Source organism: Phocaeicola fibrisolvens (genome assembly GCF_025567125.1).
Classification (GTDB): Bacteria; Bacteroidota; Bacteroidia; order Bacteroidales; family Bacteroidaceae; genus Phocaeicola; species Phocaeicola fibrisolvens.
The window spans coordinates 1-20,700 of the sequence record NZ_JAOQJI010000047.1 but is presented as its reverse complement, the minus strand read 5'-3'; the positions used below and the strand labels follow the sequence as shown (position 1 = coordinate 20,700).

Annotated in this window: 8 protein-coding genes and 1 tRNA gene; 6 read left to right on the top strand and 3 right to left on the bottom strand. The window is 46.0% G+C overall.

What is annotated here, in order from left to right:
• Positions 1-349: 349 nt before the first annotated feature.
• Positions 350-2,494 carry a glycoside hydrolase family 43 protein gene (locus tag OCV81_RS14850; RefSeq protein ID WP_022052567.1) on the bottom strand — a complete coding sequence of 715 codons (2,145 nt, stop codon included), beginning with the start codon at positions 2,492-2,494 and terminating at the stop codon, positions 350-352.
• Between the two features lie 255 nt (positions 2,495-2,749).
• Positions 2,750-5,104, bottom strand: coding sequence for a glycoside hydrolase family 3 N-terminal domain-containing protein (locus OCV81_RS14845; RefSeq protein WP_022355145.1), 2,355 nt, complete (start codon positions 5,102-5,104; stop codon positions 2,750-2,752).
• Positions 5,105-5,513: 409 nt separating this feature from the next.
• On the opposite strand from OCV81_RS14845, the gene OCV81_RS14840 reads away from it, so the two are divergent.
• The 5 genes from OCV81_RS14840 to OCV81_RS14820 all read left to right on the top strand — a co-directional run bounded on the left by OCV81_RS14840 (position 5,514) and on the right by OCV81_RS14820 (position 18,907).
• The gene (locus OCV81_RS14840) at positions 5,514-7,523 is read left to right on the top strand and encodes a fimbrillin family protein (RefSeq protein ID WP_148330730.1); all 2,010 of its coding nucleotides are present in this window, start codon (positions 5,514-5,516) and stop codon (positions 7,521-7,523) included.
• 166 nt (positions 7,524-7,689) lie between these two features.
• Positions 7,690-11,682 (top strand): hybrid sensor histidine kinase/response regulator transcription factor, encoded by a 3,993-nt coding sequence (locus OCV81_RS14835; protein WP_148330729.1) that lies wholly within the window; start codon positions 7,690-7,692, stop codon positions 11,680-11,682.
• A 143-nt stretch (positions 11,683-11,825) separates the two neighbouring features.
• A complete protein-coding gene (locus tag OCV81_RS14830) occupies positions 11,826-14,705 on the top strand; it encodes a TIM-barrel domain-containing protein (RefSeq protein ID WP_148330728.1) in 2,880 nt (959 codons plus the stop codon).
• A 284-nt stretch (positions 14,706-14,989) separates the two neighbouring features.
• Positions 14,990-17,446: a glycoside hydrolase family 2 TIM barrel-domain containing protein gene (locus tag OCV81_RS14825; protein WP_394802551.1), complete on the top strand. Its 2,457-nt coding sequence runs from the start codon at positions 14,990-14,992 to the stop codon at positions 17,444-17,446.
• 24 nt (positions 17,447-17,470) lie between these two features.
• A complete protein-coding gene (locus OCV81_RS14820; RefSeq protein ID WP_148330726.1) occupies positions 17,471-18,907 on the top strand; it encodes a DUF1593 domain-containing protein in 1,437 nt (478 codons plus the stop codon).
• A 611-nt stretch (positions 18,908-19,518) separates the two neighbouring features.
• On the opposite strand, the gene OCV81_RS17895 is transcribed toward OCV81_RS14820, so the two are convergent.
• Entirely contained in the window at positions 19,519-19,866 is a 348-nt protein-coding gene (locus OCV81_RS17895; protein WP_022353162.1) for a transposase, read from the bottom strand.
• A gap of 578 nt (positions 19,867-20,444) precedes the next feature.
• On the opposite strand from OCV81_RS17895, the gene OCV81_RS14810 reads away from it, so the two are divergent.
• A tRNA-Phe gene (locus OCV81_RS14810) sits at positions 20,445-20,517 on the top strand.
• The last annotated feature ends 183 nt before the right edge of the window (positions 20,518-20,700 follow it).

Sequence of the window (20,700 nt, the reverse complement as noted above, 5' to 3'; positions counted from 1 at the left end):
TTTGTTTAGGCAAATGTAAGAAAAATTGCACCGAAGCGGATGCCAGGATGTTTTTGAGGTGTGTTGTTTTTTCAAGATAGGATGTTTAAATGTTTTTTTCGGATGTATAGAATGTTTCCGGAACTTTTCATACCCGTTTCAAAGAATATTGAAGACTAGGGAACAAGCTTCTAGAATCACTGCGTGTATGTTGTACCTTTTCGTGTGCTTGCTGTAAGTCGGAACTTGCATCGGACAGAAGGGGGTGTGTCAAATAAAAAGCCATTTCTATTTTGACACACCCCTTCTCCAGACAAATGTCGGACTTTGGCAGTCGTCTTTCATGTATGCCGGCTTCCGTTTCCCCTTTTCATTTGCCGTTGCTTTTCACTTCCTTCCAGAGGAATACTGTTCCGTTCATCCGGCTTGCCGATGTTCCCGGCCAGTCGGCGGCATAGGCTTCGCCCGATGCAGGATCCAGTCCTACATAGCGATGTGTTTTCAATGACATCAGCATACATTGTCCGTGAAGCATGTCCTGCCACATGAACAGGCAATCCTCCGTTTCCACTGAAGACAGACGCAGGTCACCGGACATGCCCAAACCGGCTACGGCCATATAGCCTGTCCCGTTTACGGCCTTGAGGACGACTTTCCCGTTTCCTCTGTCCTGCACTTCAAACATACAGTCGGAAGGGTTGCGCTTTTTCATGTCTTCCCATACGGAATAGACCATTTTGCGCGGGTTTGCCTGCATCCATTGTCTGTTGCCGAGGTTCAGGAAACTGACGGTCTTGCCCAACGGGATATTGCGGCTACGGTCGGCAAGAGGCTCTTCCACATTGAAATCGTCGAATTCAGCATAACCGCCTTCTTTTCCTTGCCGATTGAATGCGAACAGTGCATATCTCGCACCTTGAAAAATCTTGGTTTGATATGGTATCGGTAACCGTTTTCCTATATTCCAGAAATTGACGCCGTCAAAGCTGTAACTGAATTCTGCCCATTCGTGTTCAAAGTCGCCGGTGATGCGCAGGAACATTCTTGGTTGGTTCAGAGGCATTTCTATAGTTTCGTCCGTACCCAAATCATAGTAGTGCAAGCAGGGCTTTTTGGCCTTTATGGCGATACCTATCCACTCATAAGGAATGTTCAGCAGTCCGAGACCGGCAATGTCTCCTTCTTTCATGTGAGAAGCGTCCAGCGTTACGGTAGTGACGGAAACCGGACCGATGCCCCGTTGGGTCAGGGTGTTCTTTGCCCAATAGAAGTCTTTTGCAGGCATCGTGTGCAGGCGGAGCCTACCTTTCTTTATGGCCCATTTGCTGTCGTCGGGGAGATGGTTCCATTGCCAGACGGGCAATAGTTTCCCTGAGTCGAAGTTGTCGCTGCGGACGTATGGGGCGTGGGGCGTGACTTTCGTTGACACATCGGGCTTGAACCATGTTCTCGGGGAGCGTCCCAGGTTGTTTTCAAGTCCGAAATACGGCCATCCGTCCACCCATGTTACGGGTGAAAGGCAAGTGGTGCGTCCGACTGCAAGGAAGTCCAGCATGGAGAAGCCCCACCAGTCGCCGTTCTCCAGCTGGATTATCCCTCCCTGATGAAGTGTCGCGCATCCCATATTGTCCGCATTGGGCTTGCGGATTTCCATCTTCCATTTCTTCATTTCCGGCATGGCACCGTCCATCGGTACATTTGTAATCCACGTGGAATGCTCGGTTCCCATTGTTTCCCGACAACTGATTACGCGTGTCTCGTAAGGGCCCTCCAATTTGTCGGCACGCGCACACATCATCCGTCCCATAGGCGCATAGTCAGCACTGATAATGTAATACCTTCCGTTAATCTTATAGGCGTGATGTCCCTCCCCCATAGCATTTCCACGAGGTATAATGCAACGGTCACTGCCTTCCACAAAACCGCTCAGGTCTGGTTTGATTTCAACGCAATGAACCTCATCATAGCCGTAAATCGCATATATTTTCCCATTGTCAAACAATACGGATACATCGTGGGTAGCCCCTCCCATATTGTGGTGTTTCCATGGACCTTTCGGATTTTCGGAAACAAAAATCTGCATTCCGATTCCGTTGATGTTCGAGAATATGTAGAACTTTCCTTCATGATATCGGATGCAGGGCGCCCAGATGCCTTGTCCGTATGCTTCCTTTCCACCTTCGAGCCGGAATCTGGAATCATCGACCGGAATGCGGTCGAATGCATAGCTGCAGAACTCCCAGTTGACAAGATCCTTTGATTCCAGAACAACCAGACCGGGATTGCAGTGCATTGTTGTACCTACCAAATAGAACGTATCGTTTACCCGAATCATATCGGGGTCCGAAAATTCATCGTAGAACAAAGGGTTTGTAAAGGTCCCGTTTCCATTGTCGGCTGTCCAGGATTTCTGTTGTCCCCATGCTGCAAGAATTGCTAGATTGAGAATGGCGGCTAATGACAGGATTTTCCGCATCTGCATTCTCATTATAAACAGGAATAGATTTCTTTTCATTTTTATCGTTTTATTGAATGAATATTTTAAGATAGCCTATGAATTAAAAAAGTTGTGCGCATTCGGATGATGGCTGATCGTTTTTATGTCAGTTTTTTCCCCGAATACACACAACCCATAAAAGTCAGTAAGCGGGTATGTCAGAATAAAATGTCATTTTCTTTTTGTCAATACGTTCAAGATGACATTGCTTGTTGATGGCGGGATTCTATTTTGACATCCCCTTGGCCCTCAAAGGTTTTCTTTTTATTAAGTTTATTTGTTTGGCGTCTCCCAGATTTTGGTGTTGCTGCACTTTGCGTCAATCCACAGGTCACCGCACTTGAACTTGAAGGCACCCTCTTCCAGTCTCCATTTGCCGTCATAGCCTACGAAAGCCATGTCGCTTCCTTTCAGTTTCAGCGTGACGGTCTTAGTCTCGCCCGGTTGCAACGTAATCTTGTCAAAGTTGCGCAGGCGGATGTTATCGGGCGTACTGCTTGCCACAAGGTCTTTCGAGAACAGAAGCACACTTTCCTTTCCTGCCGTCTTTCCAGTATTGGTCACGTCTACCGTGAACGTCAGTTCATCGTCGGCGTTGAAAGTTGTCTTGTCCAATTTCAGGTTGGCATATTTATAAGTAGTGTAACTCAATCCGAATCCGAACGGCCATTGGATGTCCATCACGGAATCATAGTTGTAGTTCCCGTTCATCTGACCGATGTTCTCGCAGGACTTGTAGTCGTATGTGGCGAGTGCATTGATGTGTTTCGGATAAGTGAACGGCATCTTTCCGCTGAAATTGCTGTCTCCTGCGAGCAGGTTTGCCAGTGCATCGCCCCCGTAGTTTCCCGGAAGCATCACGTTCACGATAGCCTTGGCAAGCGGTTCGATATCCTTGATGAGTCGGGGACGGCCTTGGTTGAGAATCAGAACGATGGGCTTTCCGGTCTTTGCCAATGCTTTCACCAATTCCTGCTGATTGGACGAAAGGTTCAGGTCGGTCAGGTTGCCCGGAGTCTCGCAGTAGGAGTTTTCGCCTACACAAGCGACAATTACATCGGCACGGCTTGCTGCGGCAACGGCCTTCCCGATTTCCGGCGTGTTCTCTTCCCACCAGTTGTCGTTCTTATAGGGCGCATAGGTTACGCCCGGCTCATAGATGATGTTCTCTTTCCCGTATTTGTTGCACAGTGATTCATAGATAGTATTGTAGGCTTGCGCACATTCGTCGGCACGGTGTCCTTGCCAGCTGTACGACCATCCTCCGTTGAGGCACCGCATCGAATTGGCGTTCGGACCGGTAAGCAGGATTCGTTTCCCTTTTGCGAGCGGGAGCAGGCTGTCTTCGTTCTTTACCAGCACTTCCGATTCTTCGGCTGCCTGCAGTGCGACTTCCGCAAATTCTTTCGAACCGAATTTGTCGTATTCTTTCACATCCCAGTAAGGATGCTCGAACAGTCCGAGGCGGTATTTCAGACGCAACACACGTGACACCGCATCATCGATGCGGCTCATCGGCACTTCACCTTCTTCCACCAATTCCTTCAAATAGTCGCAGAAGCTCAGTTCATACGGCACCATCGACATGTCTATTCCGGCATTGATGGCAATCTTAATGGCCTCCTTCTTTGTGGCGGCGATATGGTCGCGGACACAAAGGTTGTTGATGTCCGCCCAGTCGGTCACAATAAGTCCGTCCCAGTTCAAGTCTTTCTTCAGCCATTGGGTGAGGAACTCTTCATTCGCATGAAAAGGCATTCCATTGTCCACGCTCGAATTGACCATTACGCTCAACGCTCCGTCACGTACAGCGGCAAGGAATGGGGCGAAATGTTTTTCGCGCATGTCGCTCCGTGAGATGGATGAAGGCGTACGGTCCTTTCCTGAAACGGGTACTCCGTAACCCATGTAGTGTTTCATGCAGGCCGCCACGTTGTATTTCCCGATATGGTTCGGGTCGTTCCCCTGGAAGCCTTCTACAGTTGCCTTGCCCATCTCGGCGTTCACATAGCAGTCTTCGCCAAAGTTCTCCCACATGCGCGACCAGCGCGGGTCTCTTCCCAAATCGACTACCGGCGCGAAGTTCCACGGAATGTTGCAGGCCTTGGTCTCGTAGGCAGAGATTTCCGCACTCCGTTTTACGAGGTCCCGGTTGAATGTGGCCGCCATGTTCACTCCCTGCGGAAACATGGTTCCGTCCAGCGTGTAGGTCGTTCCGTGAATCTGGTCCACGCCATAAATGCAGGGAATTCCGATTTCCTTCATTGATACTTCCTGAATCTGCCTGATGGCTTCCGCCCATTTTTCTTTTGTTTGTGCCACGCTCAAAGGTACGTTCAGCAGGGAACCTACCTTGTATTTGCCTATTACGGTGTCGAGTTTCGCCTTGTCAAGCGTGAATCCGTTTTTTTGGCTGGCACCGAAATCGGTCACTACATCGATGGTAATCTGGCACATCTGTCCGATTTTTTCTTCCAATGTCATCTTGTCCAGCCATTGCTTGATGCTTTCTTCGATTTGTGGATCGGAAGGGATGGCGGGACTTGCCGTGTGCTGTTGGCAGCCGGTCTGTAGCAGAGCACCTGTACATAGCATGAATACCACTGCGAATTTGGAAATGTTTTTCATGAAATTCTTATCTATTTTTGGTTTGTAATATACAAATGTACGAAGGGGGAATTTGCCGTTTATGTCGATACTATTTTAGCAGATACTCCGCATTTCCGGCTGCGGATGCTCCAATCGTTCTCCCGTCTGCAAAGATAGTCTTTTTCCCGTATCCTCCTACAGATTCTCCATCGCATGGATATTGAAAATGAGGGGGCGTATGTTTCGCTTTGATGCTCCAATTGTTGAATTGGGGAAGCAGGAAACAAAACGGACATTATCCGGTAACATTTTATCATGTTACATAACAAACTCTCATGTCCCTGAAACGAATCAGTCGGTACATATATAATAATATTCCGTAATTTTGTTATTATCATAAAAAGCAGTTTTTTAATGTATTTGTTGAATCATTAAACATTTAATTCTTATGAGAAAGACAATTTTGTTTGGGCTGGCGGCCGCGATGTTGGTTGCTGCCTGTTCGGAAGAAGATGACTTGCGGCAGGGGATTGCCGGCGAGGGAATCACTTTCACTTCGTCTGTAATGTCACGCGCGACAGACACAAGTTTTGAAGCCGGTGACGCAATCGGTGTTTCCATGTATACAGAAAGCGGTTTTGTAGGGAATGCCACCAATGTGCAGTATACCACTGCGGACGGAAGTGGATTTACTTCCACAAACCCGATGACCTGGGGAGCTGCAGGTAGTGCGGAAACTGTAGATTTTAAAGGGGTATATCCGTATAAGGCTGATGCGGTAGCTGATGGAATCTATTCATTTACTCTTGCAACAGGAGAGGGAGCTTCGTTGAGTGATAATGATGTGATGTATTCTTCAATGACTGATGTGACAGTCGGTGCGAAGAATGTCGGCTTGACTTTTACACACAAGCTGGTAAAGGTGGTCATGCAGGTTTATGATCAGAACAGAAACCTTTTGTCCGGTGCAACGGTAAAAATAAACAACCAGCAGACAAGCGGTACGTTGAATTTGGCTGACGGTACGGTGGAAGGTACCGGTACTGCCGATGCAACATTGGATTTTGCAAGCAATCCCGATGTAGAAGGGGAATATCAGACAATCGTAATGCCTTCTACCGCAACGCAAGGGAGAGTGATTACAATTACTTATAACGATGTAGATTATCCTTGTCCGGTAGATATGTACGCTTTTGACCCAGGGAAAAAAGTCATATTTTCGGCTACTCTCAATCCGGATGGAACCGTTTCACCAGGCGAAACAATCATTGTTTCTGCCAATGTTGAGGACTGGGAGGAAGAAAAGGTTGCCAGCGGATGGATATTTGGTGAAGGAGAAAGTTTTGAGATTCAGGGAAAGATTTCTTATCAGTTATTGAGTGAACCTGCTGAACTGACGATAGAAGGTTCCCATTTTGGAAACTTTAGGGGACAACTGAACGCAACTGATGTCTATAGCCTCAAATATACACGGACAGATGCTGCAAATGATGCTACTATTACGATATCTGGTAAAAACTATACTTTGCAGGAGGGGTTAACTTCTGGTACACTCTTAATAGCTGCTGGGGATAATACGTCAGGCATTGATGTGTCTTCGAATGATTCAGGCATTATGCTGACGAGTGTTTTGGTTTATACTAATGAAAACATTGGTTTCCCTATTACGCTTTGGACCGGTGATGGAACAGCCGGAAACGGAATTGCTGGCGAGGAAGGATTAGAAAATGCAGGCTATAGGCCGATTATGGCGCGTATTAAACTTAGTGATGAACAATTGAAGTTCTTTGTTCCAGGTGCCATTTTACGATGCTATTTCGGTGAAGGGGTAACCGGTGAATCCCAAGCTGAGTTATTGTGGTTAGGGACTTTGCGTATGCATTTTAATGGAAGTTTAGGTTCGTTTGATATTAATAGTCATAGTTTGATAAATGTTGTGACTCTTTCAATGTGTGATGAAGTAGCTGTAAATAATGGTGAAATGATTTTTGAGAAGGATTGGGGTGAATTGTCTTTACAATTAAACCGCATTGAATTGGTGCCGAATACTGATGAAGAAAGTAATTATTCTAATTTGCTATGGTGCCATATGATTGAGCAAGAAGAGATAGGAATAGCGGGTGATGGTGATTGTTGGTTGGACTATGGCACTTTAAAGATGGGAGTTCCTGCTTCTTTAAAATCAGGGGATATTATTAAAGTTACTTACGTTAGTGCTTCTGAAGGTGCATATTTTGAAGGAGTGCCAGAACCACAAGGTAGTGAGGCTGTAATTTTTAGCAAGTCAATAGAGACAGAAGGGGATGGTGTAGCTGAAATTGCTGTTGATGAGAATATATGCCAAAAATTGTTAGAGCTTAGAGAAAATAGAGAGGGACTAGGAATAAAGTCGCTTACTATTAGGGGAAATAAAGTTGCAATACACAAAATCCAGCTGGTTCGCGGATCAGGAGAATAAGCAAACAGACTGATTGACAAATAGAAGATGGAGGTATATCCGTAAGGGTATACCCCCATTGTTTTTCTTTTGTCCTGACACGTGGTGAAAATGCAATTGGCATTTGCTTTTTTCCTTTCTTTTTTCTTCTTTTGTACACTCAAAAAAACATTTTTGGTCTATCAGAATGAAAATGCGTTTCCTGTTTATATTAAGTTTTTTGTCGGTGGTGGTTTCTTTGTCTGCCCAGAATTTCATGTTCAAGCATCTGGAGGTGGCTGACGGACTTTCCAATAACTCCGTTTATGCCATTCTGAAAGATAAGGACGGTTTCATGTGGTTCGGGACAGCTTCTGGACTGAACCGTTATGACGGATATCGTTTTAAGGTCTACCGGCATCTTGCCGAGGATTCGACATCCATCCCCGACAATAATGTAATCGGCCTGATGGACGCTCCCGATTTCCTGTGGGTACGATTGAGTACGGGATATGCATTGTTCGACAAGACAAAAGACCGGTTCAATAGAAATCTGGAAGAGTTTATGAGGAGTATAGGAAGCAAGATGAAAGGGCCGGAATACGTGTATGTCGATTCGTTGGAAAACACGTGGCTCAGTGTGCCGTCTGAAGGCTTTTACCGGGTAAGCAAAGACAGACAGGTACAGTTCCGGTCTCTGCATGCCCTGAAGCTTCCTGATTACGGAGTCAATGCCATAGCCGAATGCTGTGACGGAATTCTCCTGCTTTATGCTTCGGGAAGAATGGTGTGTCTAGACTCTTCGGATATGAAGATAAGATGGATAAAGGACGACATTGAAAAACAGGTGAAAGACAGAACGGCACGTTTCTCTCTCTTTGTGGACAGGGACAACTGCGTATGGATAAGTTGTGTGAACGGTCTGTGGGCTTATGATGTGCGGGCAGGAAGATGGCTTGCGGATTTGGTAGAGCCATGGAGGAATCAGTCTGATTTTGTCCATTCGGTATCTCAGGACCGGCAGGGAAGAATCTGGATAGGGAAGGATTATGGGGGCATCGATGTCCTCGACAAGAAAACCGGGAAGGTGATTAATGTGGCGAATGACGTGAAGAATCCCCGGAGTTTGTCGCACAACACCGTCTATGCACTGTATGCTGACCGTAATGGAGTGATGTGGGTGGGAACCTATAAGAAAGGCGTTTCCATGTATGGGGAGAGCATGTTCAAGTTCAATATGCATGAAGTGGGTGACGTTACCTGCATCGAACAGATGGACAATGAACGTCTGTGGTTGGGAACGAACGACCGGGGACTCATTTTATGGAACAGAAATACAGGCTTGGCAGAAAAATCCTATAACTTGGGCTGTCCGGTAGTCTCATTGCAGAAGTCATCTGACGGGCGGTTGTGGATTGGTACATTCAATGGCGGACTTTATTGTATGGAACATGGCCGTCTGCTTCATTATACCATGTCAGACGGGTTGCTAAACAAGAGCGTTTGGGCATTGGAGACAGAAGGTTCCAGACTTTGGCTCGGTTTTCTGGAAGGAGGGCTTCAATATATAGACCTGAAGCGGAATGAGCTTCATACCTATAAACAGATTGAAGATATGGTTTCGTCACTGGATGTGACGGAAGATGACGAACTGGCTGTCGGCATGTTAGGTGGGACGGCTCTGATTGATTTGCAGAATCCTGACAAGTGCTATCGGGTGGGGAGTAATGACAAAATTGAGAGAGGCGAAACTGACAAGTATGAGGTGAATCAGGTGTACAGTGACAGCCGTGGTCTAATCTGGATTGCCACTCGCGGTAATCTGAAAGTCTATGACAAGAAAGCCCATTCCGTAAAAGTCTTTCCGGACATAACGGGTGTGTCGGGTGAAATCATATCCGGAATAACGGAAGACCGGAATCATGACATGTGGATTTCTTCTACACGTCAGATGGTGCATCTGAAATTCTCCGGGGACAGCCGCAGAGGATATGTGTTCGAGCCACGCCTATATAATGAAAAGGACGGTCTGCAGAACTGCGACTTCAATCTACGGGCGATAAGGACCTTACAGGACGGCACGATTGTGGCCGGCGGACTTTATGGACTGAATGTGTTCAATCCCGATGAAATGCGTTATAACAAAGTACTTTCCAAGGTGATGTTCTCATCTCTTTATTTGTTCGACAAGGAAGTGAAGACCGGAGAAAAATATGACGGACGTGTAATCCTTCCGGGGGACTTGAACCGGTTCAGGAAGATTGAACTGGACTATGACCAGAATATCTTTACCGTGGAGTTTGCTTCAGACAACTTCAATCTGCCGGACAAGACAACCTACCAATATAATTTGAAGGGGTTGGGAGACGGATGGCTCGTCCTTCCCGCAGGGATAAACCGTGTGACTTTTACCAGTCTTGCTCCCGGAACATATACACTGAATGTGAAGGCCACAAACAGTGACGGATATGAAGGTACAGATGTCGCCCGCCTGACGATTGTGGTGCATCCTCCTTTCTGGCTTGCGTGGTGGGCATGGCTGTGTTATGCGTTCGTTTTTGTGTCGCTGCTGTTTCTTGCCCGCAGGCATATCCTACGAAAGGAACGCGAAAAGTATCGTATGCAGCAGATAGAACATGAAGCAGCTAAGAATGAGGAGGTGAATCAGATAAAGTTTCGTTTCTTCACGAATATCAGTCATGAACTCCGGACTCCGCTGACCTTGATTATCGCTCCGCTGGAAGAACTGCTGGCACAGGAGAAGGATGAGTCGCGTAAATCGGTGCTGACGCTGATGTACCGGAATGCAAGGCGGCTGTTGATGCTAGTCAATCAGTTACTCGATTTCCGGAAAGGGGAGATGAGCGGACATCAACTATCGTTGGCGGAGGGAGACATTGTGTCGTATGTCCGCGAGGTCTGCAATTCGTTTCTGCTGATGGCCGACAAGAAGCATATCCGTTTCTCTTTCTTTTCCGGAGTGGAAAGCTTTTCGATGGCCTTCGATGTGGACAAAGTAGGGAAAGTGATGATGAACCTACTTTCAAACGCATTCAAGTACACTCCTGACGGTGGACGTGTGACCGTGATAATGGAGCGTATAGAAGGTGAAAAGGAAATGATGGAGATAAAAGTTTCCGACACAGGAATCGGCATTCCTGATGCGGATAAGGAGCATGTCTTCGAGCGTTTCTACCAGACTGACCATAAGGGTATGGAGGAAACGACGGGTAGCGGAATTGGGTTGAGTCTGGTGTGTGATTTCGTCCGTCTGCATGAGGGGACAGTGGAAGTGTTCGACAACATAGGGACAGGGACTGTGTTTGTGGTGCGCATTCCGGTAAGGCATGTGGATGTCATGGCCGAACTGCCGAAACCTGTTGTGGGGCAATCGGATGCAGATAGTGTATCGGAGCAGGTTGTGGAGCAGACCGACCGTAGCAATTTTCCGCTTTTGCTTGTGGTTGACGACAACGAAGATTTCCGCATGTTCATGAAGCATAGTTTGGAACTGCAGTACCGTGTGGATGTCGCGTTAAACGGTGAAGAGGCATGGAAGATGATTCAGGAGAATTGTCCGGATCTGGTAATCAGTGACGTGATGATGCCGGGAATGGACGGTAATGAATTATGCCGGAAGATTAAATCGAACAAGCAGACATCGCATATTCCGGTAATTCTGCTTACTGCCCGACAAGAGGTTGAATCAAAGGTGAAAGGACTTGAGACGGGTGCCGATGATTATGTGACCAAACCTTTCAATATGATTGCGCTGGTTCTGCGTATCCGCAAGCTAATTGAGCTGAGCCGTTATCGGCAGGTCACTCATTCCAAGATAGATCCTGCCCCCAGTGAAATTGTTATTACCTCTCTGGATGAAAAGTTGATAGAAAAGGCAATCAAGTATGTGGAAGACAATATCTCCCGAAGTGACTTGTCGGTCGAGGAACTGAGCCACGAACTGGGGATGAGCCGTGTGCATCTGTACAAGAAGCTGTTGCAAATAACGGGCAAGACTCCGATTGAGTTCATCCGCGTAATCCGTTTGAAAAGAGCCGCACAGTTGTTGCGTGAAAGCCAACTCCATGTGTCGGAAGTAGCATACGAAGTAGGTTTCAACAATCCGAGATATTTCAGCCGTTACTTTAAGGATGAGTTCGGAGTTTTACCTTCCGTCTACCAGGAAAAAGAGGGAAAGTAACAAATCATACCCTGAGTGAAAACATATAAGACAGATGATAGATAAATGCAGGTTTTATATGAAACATTTGGATTCACAAGTTTGGATAATAACTTATACCTTTACAAAAAGAAATATTATCATTAAACTTTAATATCAGGGATATGGATATGAAAAACATTTCTTATTATCTACTAGCTTGTCTGTTATTAGGCTCATTTTCAAAAATTTATGAAGAAACAGATAATGGAGTGATTATAAAAGTACAACAGAAAAACGATACAGATGTGCAGCTGGTACGTCTGCAAGTGATGGGCGACAAACTTGTCCACGTGTCGGCGACACCGGAAAGTAAGTTCGCCGACCCCCAAAGTCTGGTTGTGATTCCGCAGAAGGAACAGACGCCGTTCGGTGTGGAGCAGAAAGGTGATACGGTGACGGTCGTTACTTCCGAGCTCCGTGCTTCCGTACTTGCATCGACCGGGGAGGTCTGGTTTACAGATGAAGAAGGGAACATGATTCTTCAGGAAAACAAGGGAGGCGGCAAGACGTTCACTCCTATAGAGGTAGAAGGGACCAGAGGCTATACTATCCGTCAGGTTTTTGAGTCACCGGACGATGAGGCTTTCTACGGACTGGGACAGCATCAGTCGGATGAGTTCAATTACAAGGGAAAGAATGAAGAGCTCTTCCAGTACAACACGAAGGTTTCCGTTCCGTTCATCGTTTCCAACAAGAATTACGGCGTGCTTCTTGACAGCTATTCGCTCTGCCGTTTCGGTAATCCGAACGATTATTCCCAGTTGGGGGATGTGTTCAAGCTGTATGACAAGGACGGAAAAGAGGGAGCGATAACAGGTACTTATGTCCCCGCTCCGGAATCGGGTGCCGGGACATTGGTCCGCCGGGAGGACTCGCTTTATTTTGAGCATCTGGTCAGAGGCGACCTGAATCATGTGGTGAATTTGCCGGAAGACTTTCCGCTGTATGGCTCAAAGGTCACTTATGAAGGGGAGATTGAGCCTTCGCAGAGCGGGGAATTCAAGTTCATCCTCTATTATGCAGGCTATACCAAAGTGTATATCGACAACAAACTGGTGGTTCCGGAGCGCTGGCGCACGGCATGGAATCCGAACAGCTATAAGTTCTCCGTGAATCTGGAGGCCGGGAAGCGTGTGCCGTTGAAGGTGGAATGGAATCCGGACGGAGCGGTTTCTTATTCCGGGCTGCGTGTGTTCAGTCCGGTTGACCCGAAAGAGCAGGGCAACCAGTCGTGGTGGAGTGAAATGACTCCTCAGCTGGACTATTATTTTATCGCCGGTGATGATATGGATGATGTAATCAGCGGCTACCGTACCTTAACAGGCAAGTCTCCCATCATGCCTAAATGGGCGATGGGCTATTGGCAGAGCCGGGAGCGTTACAAGTCGCAGGATGAAATGCTGGATGCGTTGAAAGGTTTCCGTGACCGGAAAATTCCGATAGACAACATTGTGCTCGACTGGAGCCACTGGCCGGAAAACGCATGGGGAAGCCATGAGTTCGACAAAGCGCATTTCCCGAATCCAAAAGTGATGGTCGATTCCATTCATGCAATGCACGGGCATATAATGGTGTCCGTATGGCCGAAGTTCTATACCACGACCGAGCATTACAAGGAATTTGACAGGAACGGATGGATTTATCCGCAATCCGTGAAGGACAGCCTGAAGGATTGGATTGGCAAAGGATACACATACGGTTTCTATGACGCATACAGTACCAAGGCACGCAAGTTGTTTTGGAAACAGATGTACGAACACTATTATCCGTTGGGCATCGATGCCTGGTGGATGGATGCCAGCGAACCGAACGTACGCGACTGTACGGATTTGCAGTACCGTAAAGACTTGTGCGGACCTACGGCATTGGGCCCGTCGACAGAATATTTCAATGCATATGCACTGATGAACGCGGATGCAATCTACAATGGACAGCGCAGTGCAGACAACAACAAGCGGGTATTCCTGCTAACCCGTTCGGGCTTTGCCGGTTTGCAGCGCTATTCCACTGCCACATGGAGCGGTGACATCGCGACCCGTTGGGAAGATATGAAGGCACAGATTTCCGCCGGTCTGAATTTTGCAGTCAGCGGAATTCCCTATTGGACAATGGATATAGGTGGCTTCTGTGTAGAGAACCGTTATGTGGCAGGACAACAGCAATGGAATGCTACACGGACAGAAAATGCGGACTGCAAGGAATGGCGTGAACTGAACACGCGCTGGTTTCAGTTCGGAGCCTTCTGCCCGCTGTATCGTGCGCACGGGCAATATCCGTACCGTGAGCCGTGGAAAATCGCTCCGGAAGGTCATCCTGCATACAATTCCATTGTATATTATACGAAATTGCGCTACAACCTGATGCCTTACATCTATTCGCTTGCCGGCATGACCTGGTTCAAGGACTATACCATCATGCGCCCATTGGTTATGGATTTCACGTCGGATGTGAATGTCAACAACATCGGTGACCAGTTCATGTTCGGTCCCGCGTTTATGGTTTCTCCGGTCTACCATTATGGTGACCGCAGCCGTGAGGTCTATTTCCCGAAGTCGGAAGGCTGGTATGATTTCTATACCGGGAAGTTCCGGGAAGGCGGAATAAGAGCAAAAGTGGAGGCTCCTTACGAACATGTTCCTCTGTATGTGCGTGCCGGTTCCATCGTTCCGTTCGGTGAGGATATACAGTATTCTGATGAAAAGTCTGCCACACATATCCGTCTTTATGTATATCAGGGTGCTGACGGCGAGTTTACACTTTATGAGGACGAAGGCGTGAACTACAACTATGAAAAGGGAATGTACGCGATAATTCCGATGGAATATGACGATAACAGCCGTACGCTGATTATCGGCGAACGTCAAGGCTCGTTTCCGGGTATGTTGGAGGAACGTACATTTACGGTAGTGGTAGTCAATAAGGATAGACCGCAGGCTTTTGATATAAAAGCCAAAGGTATTGATGTGCAATATACGGGTAAAGAAGTTTCAATAAAGATTTGATTGAGGACCTGTTTAAATAATGCCAGATTTATTTGGTGAATTGTTCCAGGGAAACAGACAGGAAGCAGAAGAAGTCTGATTGCGTCGTTTCACCGAAAAAAATTTAAACAACTGCTGAAGTACGTTTGATTTTTTCAAAGAGAGAAGAATCCCGACAACAGGGATGATTTCGAGGGCTTTTTTGCCTTTGTAAATGACTGGGTAATATAATAGGTTTTCAATAGAAAGAGTAAAATATGAAGACATTATTGCTTTTCTTACATGTGTTTTGTTGTTCCTGCTTTATGGTATTTAGTACAACTGTTAGTACCTGCCGTGAAAGGATAAACCTCGGTGATTGCTGGCGTTTTCACAATGGAGATGAACCTGAAGCTGTCGATGCAAATTTTGAGGATACAGGCTGGCAGTTGCTAGACCTGCCCCATGACTGGGCCATAGAAGGTAACTTCAGTAAGGACAATCCTTCCAGTACGGGAGGCGGTGCGCTTCCCGGCGGCATAGGGTGGTACAGAAAGACATTTGTCCCTGAAAAAGCGGATTCAGACATGAAGTTCCGGATTGTGTTCGATGGAGTCTATATGAATTCGGAAGTATATCTCAATGGTATCCTGTTGGGACGTCGTCCTTACGGCTATATAACTTTCAGCTATGATCTGACTCCTCATCTGAAATGGGGGGAGAAGAATGTGCTGGCAGTGCGTGTGGACAATTCGGAACAGCCAAACTCCAGATGGTATTCGGGCTGCGGCATTTACCGGAATGTATGGCTGGTGAAAACGGAAGCTGTGCATGTCGGCGAGTGGGGTACTTATGTAACGGCTCCTGTTGTAAACAAGTCGAAGGCTATTGTACGTGTGCAGACGACAGTTTCCAATGAAACAGATGTGGATGCAAAGGTGACCGTCTGTTCATCGCTGTTTGATGCGGAAGGTAAATGTGTAGCCAAGACTGATACTTTGTGCCAAGTCGGCGGGCAGGCGGATGCAGTGGCTGTCCAGCAGTTGAGTGTGGCAGATCCGCATCGTTGGGATATTGAATCCCCTTATCTGTATACGCTTGTAACGGAGCTGATGGATGGTGAACATTGTATCGACCGGTATGAAACTATCACTGGTATCCGTTCGTTCAAATTTGACGCACAAAAAGGTTTTGTGCTGAACGGAAAGCCGACCAAGATAAACGGAGTGTGCATGCATCATGATTTAGGTTGCCTGGGAGCTGCCGTGAACATGCGTGCTATCGAACGTCAGTTGGAAATTCTGAAGGAAATGGGCTGCAATGGTATACGTTGTTCACACAATCCTCCCGCTCCCGAATTGCTTGACCTGTGCGACCAGATGGGGTTTATCGTAATGGATGAGGCTTTTGATATGTGGCGCAAGAAAAAGACAGCGCATGACTATGCGCGTTATTTCAATGACTGGCATGAGCGTGACCTGCACGACTTTATCATGCGCGACCGTAACCATCCTTCAATTTTTATGTGGAGTATCGGCAACGAAGTGCTTGAACAATGGAGCCATGCAAATGCGGATACGTTAAGTCTGGAAGAAGCGAACTTGATTCTAAACTTCGGCCATTCAAAGAATATGTTGGCGAAGGAGGAAGAAATGAGTGTGAATTCGTTACTAACGAAAAAGCTAGCGGATATTGTGAGAGAGCTTGACCCGACCCGTCCCGTCACAGCTGGTTGCAACGAACCGAACCCTTTCAATCACTTGTTCAAGTCGGGCGCATTGGACATTATAGGATATAACTATCACAATATTAATATCCTAGACGTACCGAAAAATTTTCCAAGCAAGCCGTTCATCATTACTGAGAGTAATTCTACATTAGCCACACGTGGATATTACAAAATGCCAAGCGACAAGGAGTTTATCTGGCCGGAGAGATGGGACAAGCCGTTTTATGATCCCAGTTTTTCCTGTTCCTCTTATGACAATTGTCACGCTCCGTGGGGTAACACACATGAGGAAACACTTAAACTAATACGTGACAATGACTTTATCAGCGGACAATATGTGTGGACAGGTTTCGATTATATAGGTGAACCGACACCTTTCGGATGGCCGGCGCGCAGTTCCTATTTCGGCATTGTGGATCTGGCAGGTTTCCCGAAGGATACATATTATCTGTATCAGTCAGAATGGTCGGAGGAGCAGGTCTTGCATCTTTTCCCGCATTGGAATTGGAAGCCGGGGCAGGTTGTGGATATGTGGTGCTATTACAACAAGGCGGATGAAGTGGAATTGTTTGTTAATGGAAAATCTCAAGGAGTGAAGTCAAAGACTCCGGACTGCCTGCATGCGATGTGGCGCGTGGAATATGAGCCGGGAAGCGTGAAAGTTATAGCACGGAAGAATGGCAAAGTTGTCGGAGAAAAAGAAATCCGTACGGCGGGTGAACCGGTACAGATTCGTCTGACTCCTGACCGTTCGCAGTTGACGGCCAATGGAAAAGATTTAAGCTTTATCACTGTAGAAATTTTGGACAAAGACGGAAATTTATGCCCAAATGCAGACAATCTAGTGAACTTCAAAGTGGAAGGTGACATATTCATTGCTGGTGTGGACAATGGAAGTCCAATTTCAATGGAACACTTCAAGGCCAACAAGCGCCGAGCGTTCTATGGAAAATGTCTGGTTGTGATTCAGAATCAAGGAAAGCAGGGTACGGCACATTTAGTGGCAACATCTAACGGATTACAATCAGCTAATGTAAAAATTACAATTGATTAGTTATACAAATTTATTTAAAAAGCCATGAATTTAAAAGCAAGAAAATTGTGGACCTCTATTGGATTATTGATTTTATGTCTTTCTGCATCAGCGGGAACAAGCAAGCAAAATGATGAATCCCTATTGAAGCCTCGTATTGTCGTCTTAACAGATATTGCTCCGGCTAATGTTGAACCTGATGACATGGAATCCATGGTCCGCTTATTAGCTTATGCAGATTTGTTTGAAATAGAAGGACTGGTCGCTACAGGCGGATGGAATATCTGTGGCGGTACCTATCCCGAAAGTTGGATGGACAGTTTGTTGACGGTCATCGACGCTTATGAAAAAGATTTGCCTAATCTGATGAAGCGGTCGGAGCAGGAAGGTTTTTTACCGGAAAGGCAGGAGAACGGAAAGCAGGAATTGGGCTATTGGCCCACTGCCGGTTATCTGCGCAGTCGGACGGTGTTGGGAAGCAGAGGGCTGGGAATAGAACGGATTGGTGAAAACAATGATTCTCCGGGGAGTGACTTGATAATCAAGCTGGTTGATGAAGAGGACAGCCGTCCGTTATGGATTACGGTATGGGGCGGTGCCAACACATTGGCACAGGCTGTGTGGCGGGTTAGAAAGGAACGGAGCGAATCGGAGGTGCATAAGTTTCTGGATAAACTGTGTGTATATACGATTACAGATCAGGACGTATGTGGGGGGCCTCCTGTAGATTATGCGTTCAGTTCCCATCAATGGCTGCGTAAGACTTGCGGAAAGGAGTTGCGTTTCTTCTGGGATGAAAGTGCCTGGCTTGTGCAGAACACGCTTGGAAGTATGAATTGGAATGAATATGCCACCCATATACAGGGACATGGCCATTTAGGAAAGGTCTATCCGAAAAACAAATATGGAGTAGAAGGGGATACGCCTTCTTATCTGCATGTCTTTCCCAATGGGTTGAATAATCCTGCTGTGGGCAATCAGGTGGGTTGGGGCGGCTATTTCCGTTGGGCGCTTTCGCCTGACAGCCTGACGGAGTGTTACACCAATGCAGCTCCGGATGTTAAAGCTGTATCCGAGAAATACGAGAAATATTTTTATCCGGCCATATTTGCCGATTTTGCAGCCCGGATGGATTGGGCAGCTTGTGGCGAAGGAAATCATAATCCGTCTGTCTATGTAAATGGCAAAAAGGGTTTGGATCCTATCATCATTACTTCGAAAGTGGGACGAAGAATATGGCTGGACGCATCTGAATCAATTGATGTGGATAATGACTCATTAGCATATCATTGGTGGATATTGCCAGAAGCTGGTACCTATACAGGCCATATAGAGATTATGCAAACTGATAAGCCTGTCGCATTCTTTGATATACCACAAGATGCAGCAGGCAAGGAATTACATATGATTTGTGAAGTAATGGACAATGGTTCTCCTGCACTGACTGGATATAGAAGGGTGATTATACGCCCGGTTGATTAATTTGTGCGATTGCATATAGCAAGTTACTCCCATTTTAAAGACTGAAAAAACTTCATTGGCTTTGGAAAAAAGATAGTTACACTTACTATTCGTCTTGATATGCTGAAATCCTTTAATAACAGAAAACATGAATGACAAACTTAGTCTAGCAAGTTCAAGTTGTATATAGATACTTAATGAGACCAAATTTGTTTACGAATAAATCGTAAGTAAGTTTATAGCCAATTGGATTGAAAGGCCTGCTTTCTCGCTTTCAGTCCAATTTCGGTTATCGGACAAGATTTCAATAGAAGAAACAATGATTAGGCAATGAGGGAAAATGTATATTTACAAATATTGCAATCCGATAAAAACGATTAAATATAAAAATGTAGCGTTCGACCATTGTGTTTTCAGTGATCGAGTCTTATTCCAAGCCCTGTCAAAAGATAGACAGCTGATAATCTTCCTTCCGATTTACGCTTAAGAGCGTTTCCCAATCTTTTTCCGGGTGATTAAACAGACTGTAGAAGTCCACATAATACATAAGCGTAATCCGTATCATGGTTGCAAGCCCGGAGAAACTCTAAGAACGTGTCAGTCCTTTTTCATTACCATCAGAAGCAGATTGGCTATAAGTGCACCCAAATCTGTATCTTGATGGCATTTGCACTTTCCCCATAGAAGTATTTCAACAGGAAGTTTTGTTTTATCTGTTTGAACAGCAGTTCAATTTCCCAGCGTTTACGGTAAATCTCTATAATCTCGTTCGAGTCTGACTCCATATCGTTTGTAAGCAATGCTATCAGTTTGTTCTTTTTGCATCGGCATAAGTGATGATAAGGGCATGATGAACGAGCAATCCACTTCCCTTCAGAACTTTTGAGAATGTGATATATTATATGCGCACTTCCATAAGGCCGTCTGTGTTCTTGTACATACAGTCCTCTATAATGCTGTATCTCAGTTTTTTTCTTCATCTTGTCACATACAATACATCTCTTTATGTGAGAGTTTTCAGCTTCTCATAGTCAATGTATGCGCGGTCCATGGCAATTATGTCTCCTTTGTTTAGTGTTGACGACCTTAACATAAAAGAATCGTTGGTGACTGCAGATATAAACTTAATATCTGAAGGGACTCTCGCATTGGCGTGTATGACCCGTGTGCACCTTTATGCCCCCTTTCTTTTTGCCGGTCTTGGGATGACGACCCACACCCTTGAACAACAGATTGGAGAACAGTGTGATAGTAGTGGAGTCAATAATCCGAAGACGTTTCATCCAGACTGCATCCCTATTTTTGCGTCTGTCCGCTAAAATGTATACAGTTGGATTATTTATTTAGCGACAGAAATCTAACGGAAATGAGCTGACCTCGCAAATGAAATCAGCCCTAATTTTATACTCCCACACAATTTTTATCGGACAGCAATAATTTACAAACTAAATATCACTATACAGTTTAATTTCGCATTATATTTTAACGTATTTTTTTGCTAAAATATTTGCAGGTTTCAAAAGTTTGCGTACCTTTGCAACCGCAAACAAGGAACAATGGTGCCATAGCTCAGTTGGTAGAGCAAAGGACTGAAAATCCTTGTGTCCCCGGTTCGATTCCTGGTGGCACCACTTTGAAGAAAAGCAAAAGACAGTAAAATCCTGATTCCAAGTGAAATCAGGATTTTTTGTTTTCCCCCGGCACGCAAAAAACGGCAGAATTCGGGATCAACGTAAAAATCTGAGGGATTCGTTGATTAAGCATAAATTTTAGCCAGCCTGAACAAAAAGAAAGCCTTGTCCTTTACTCCCCTG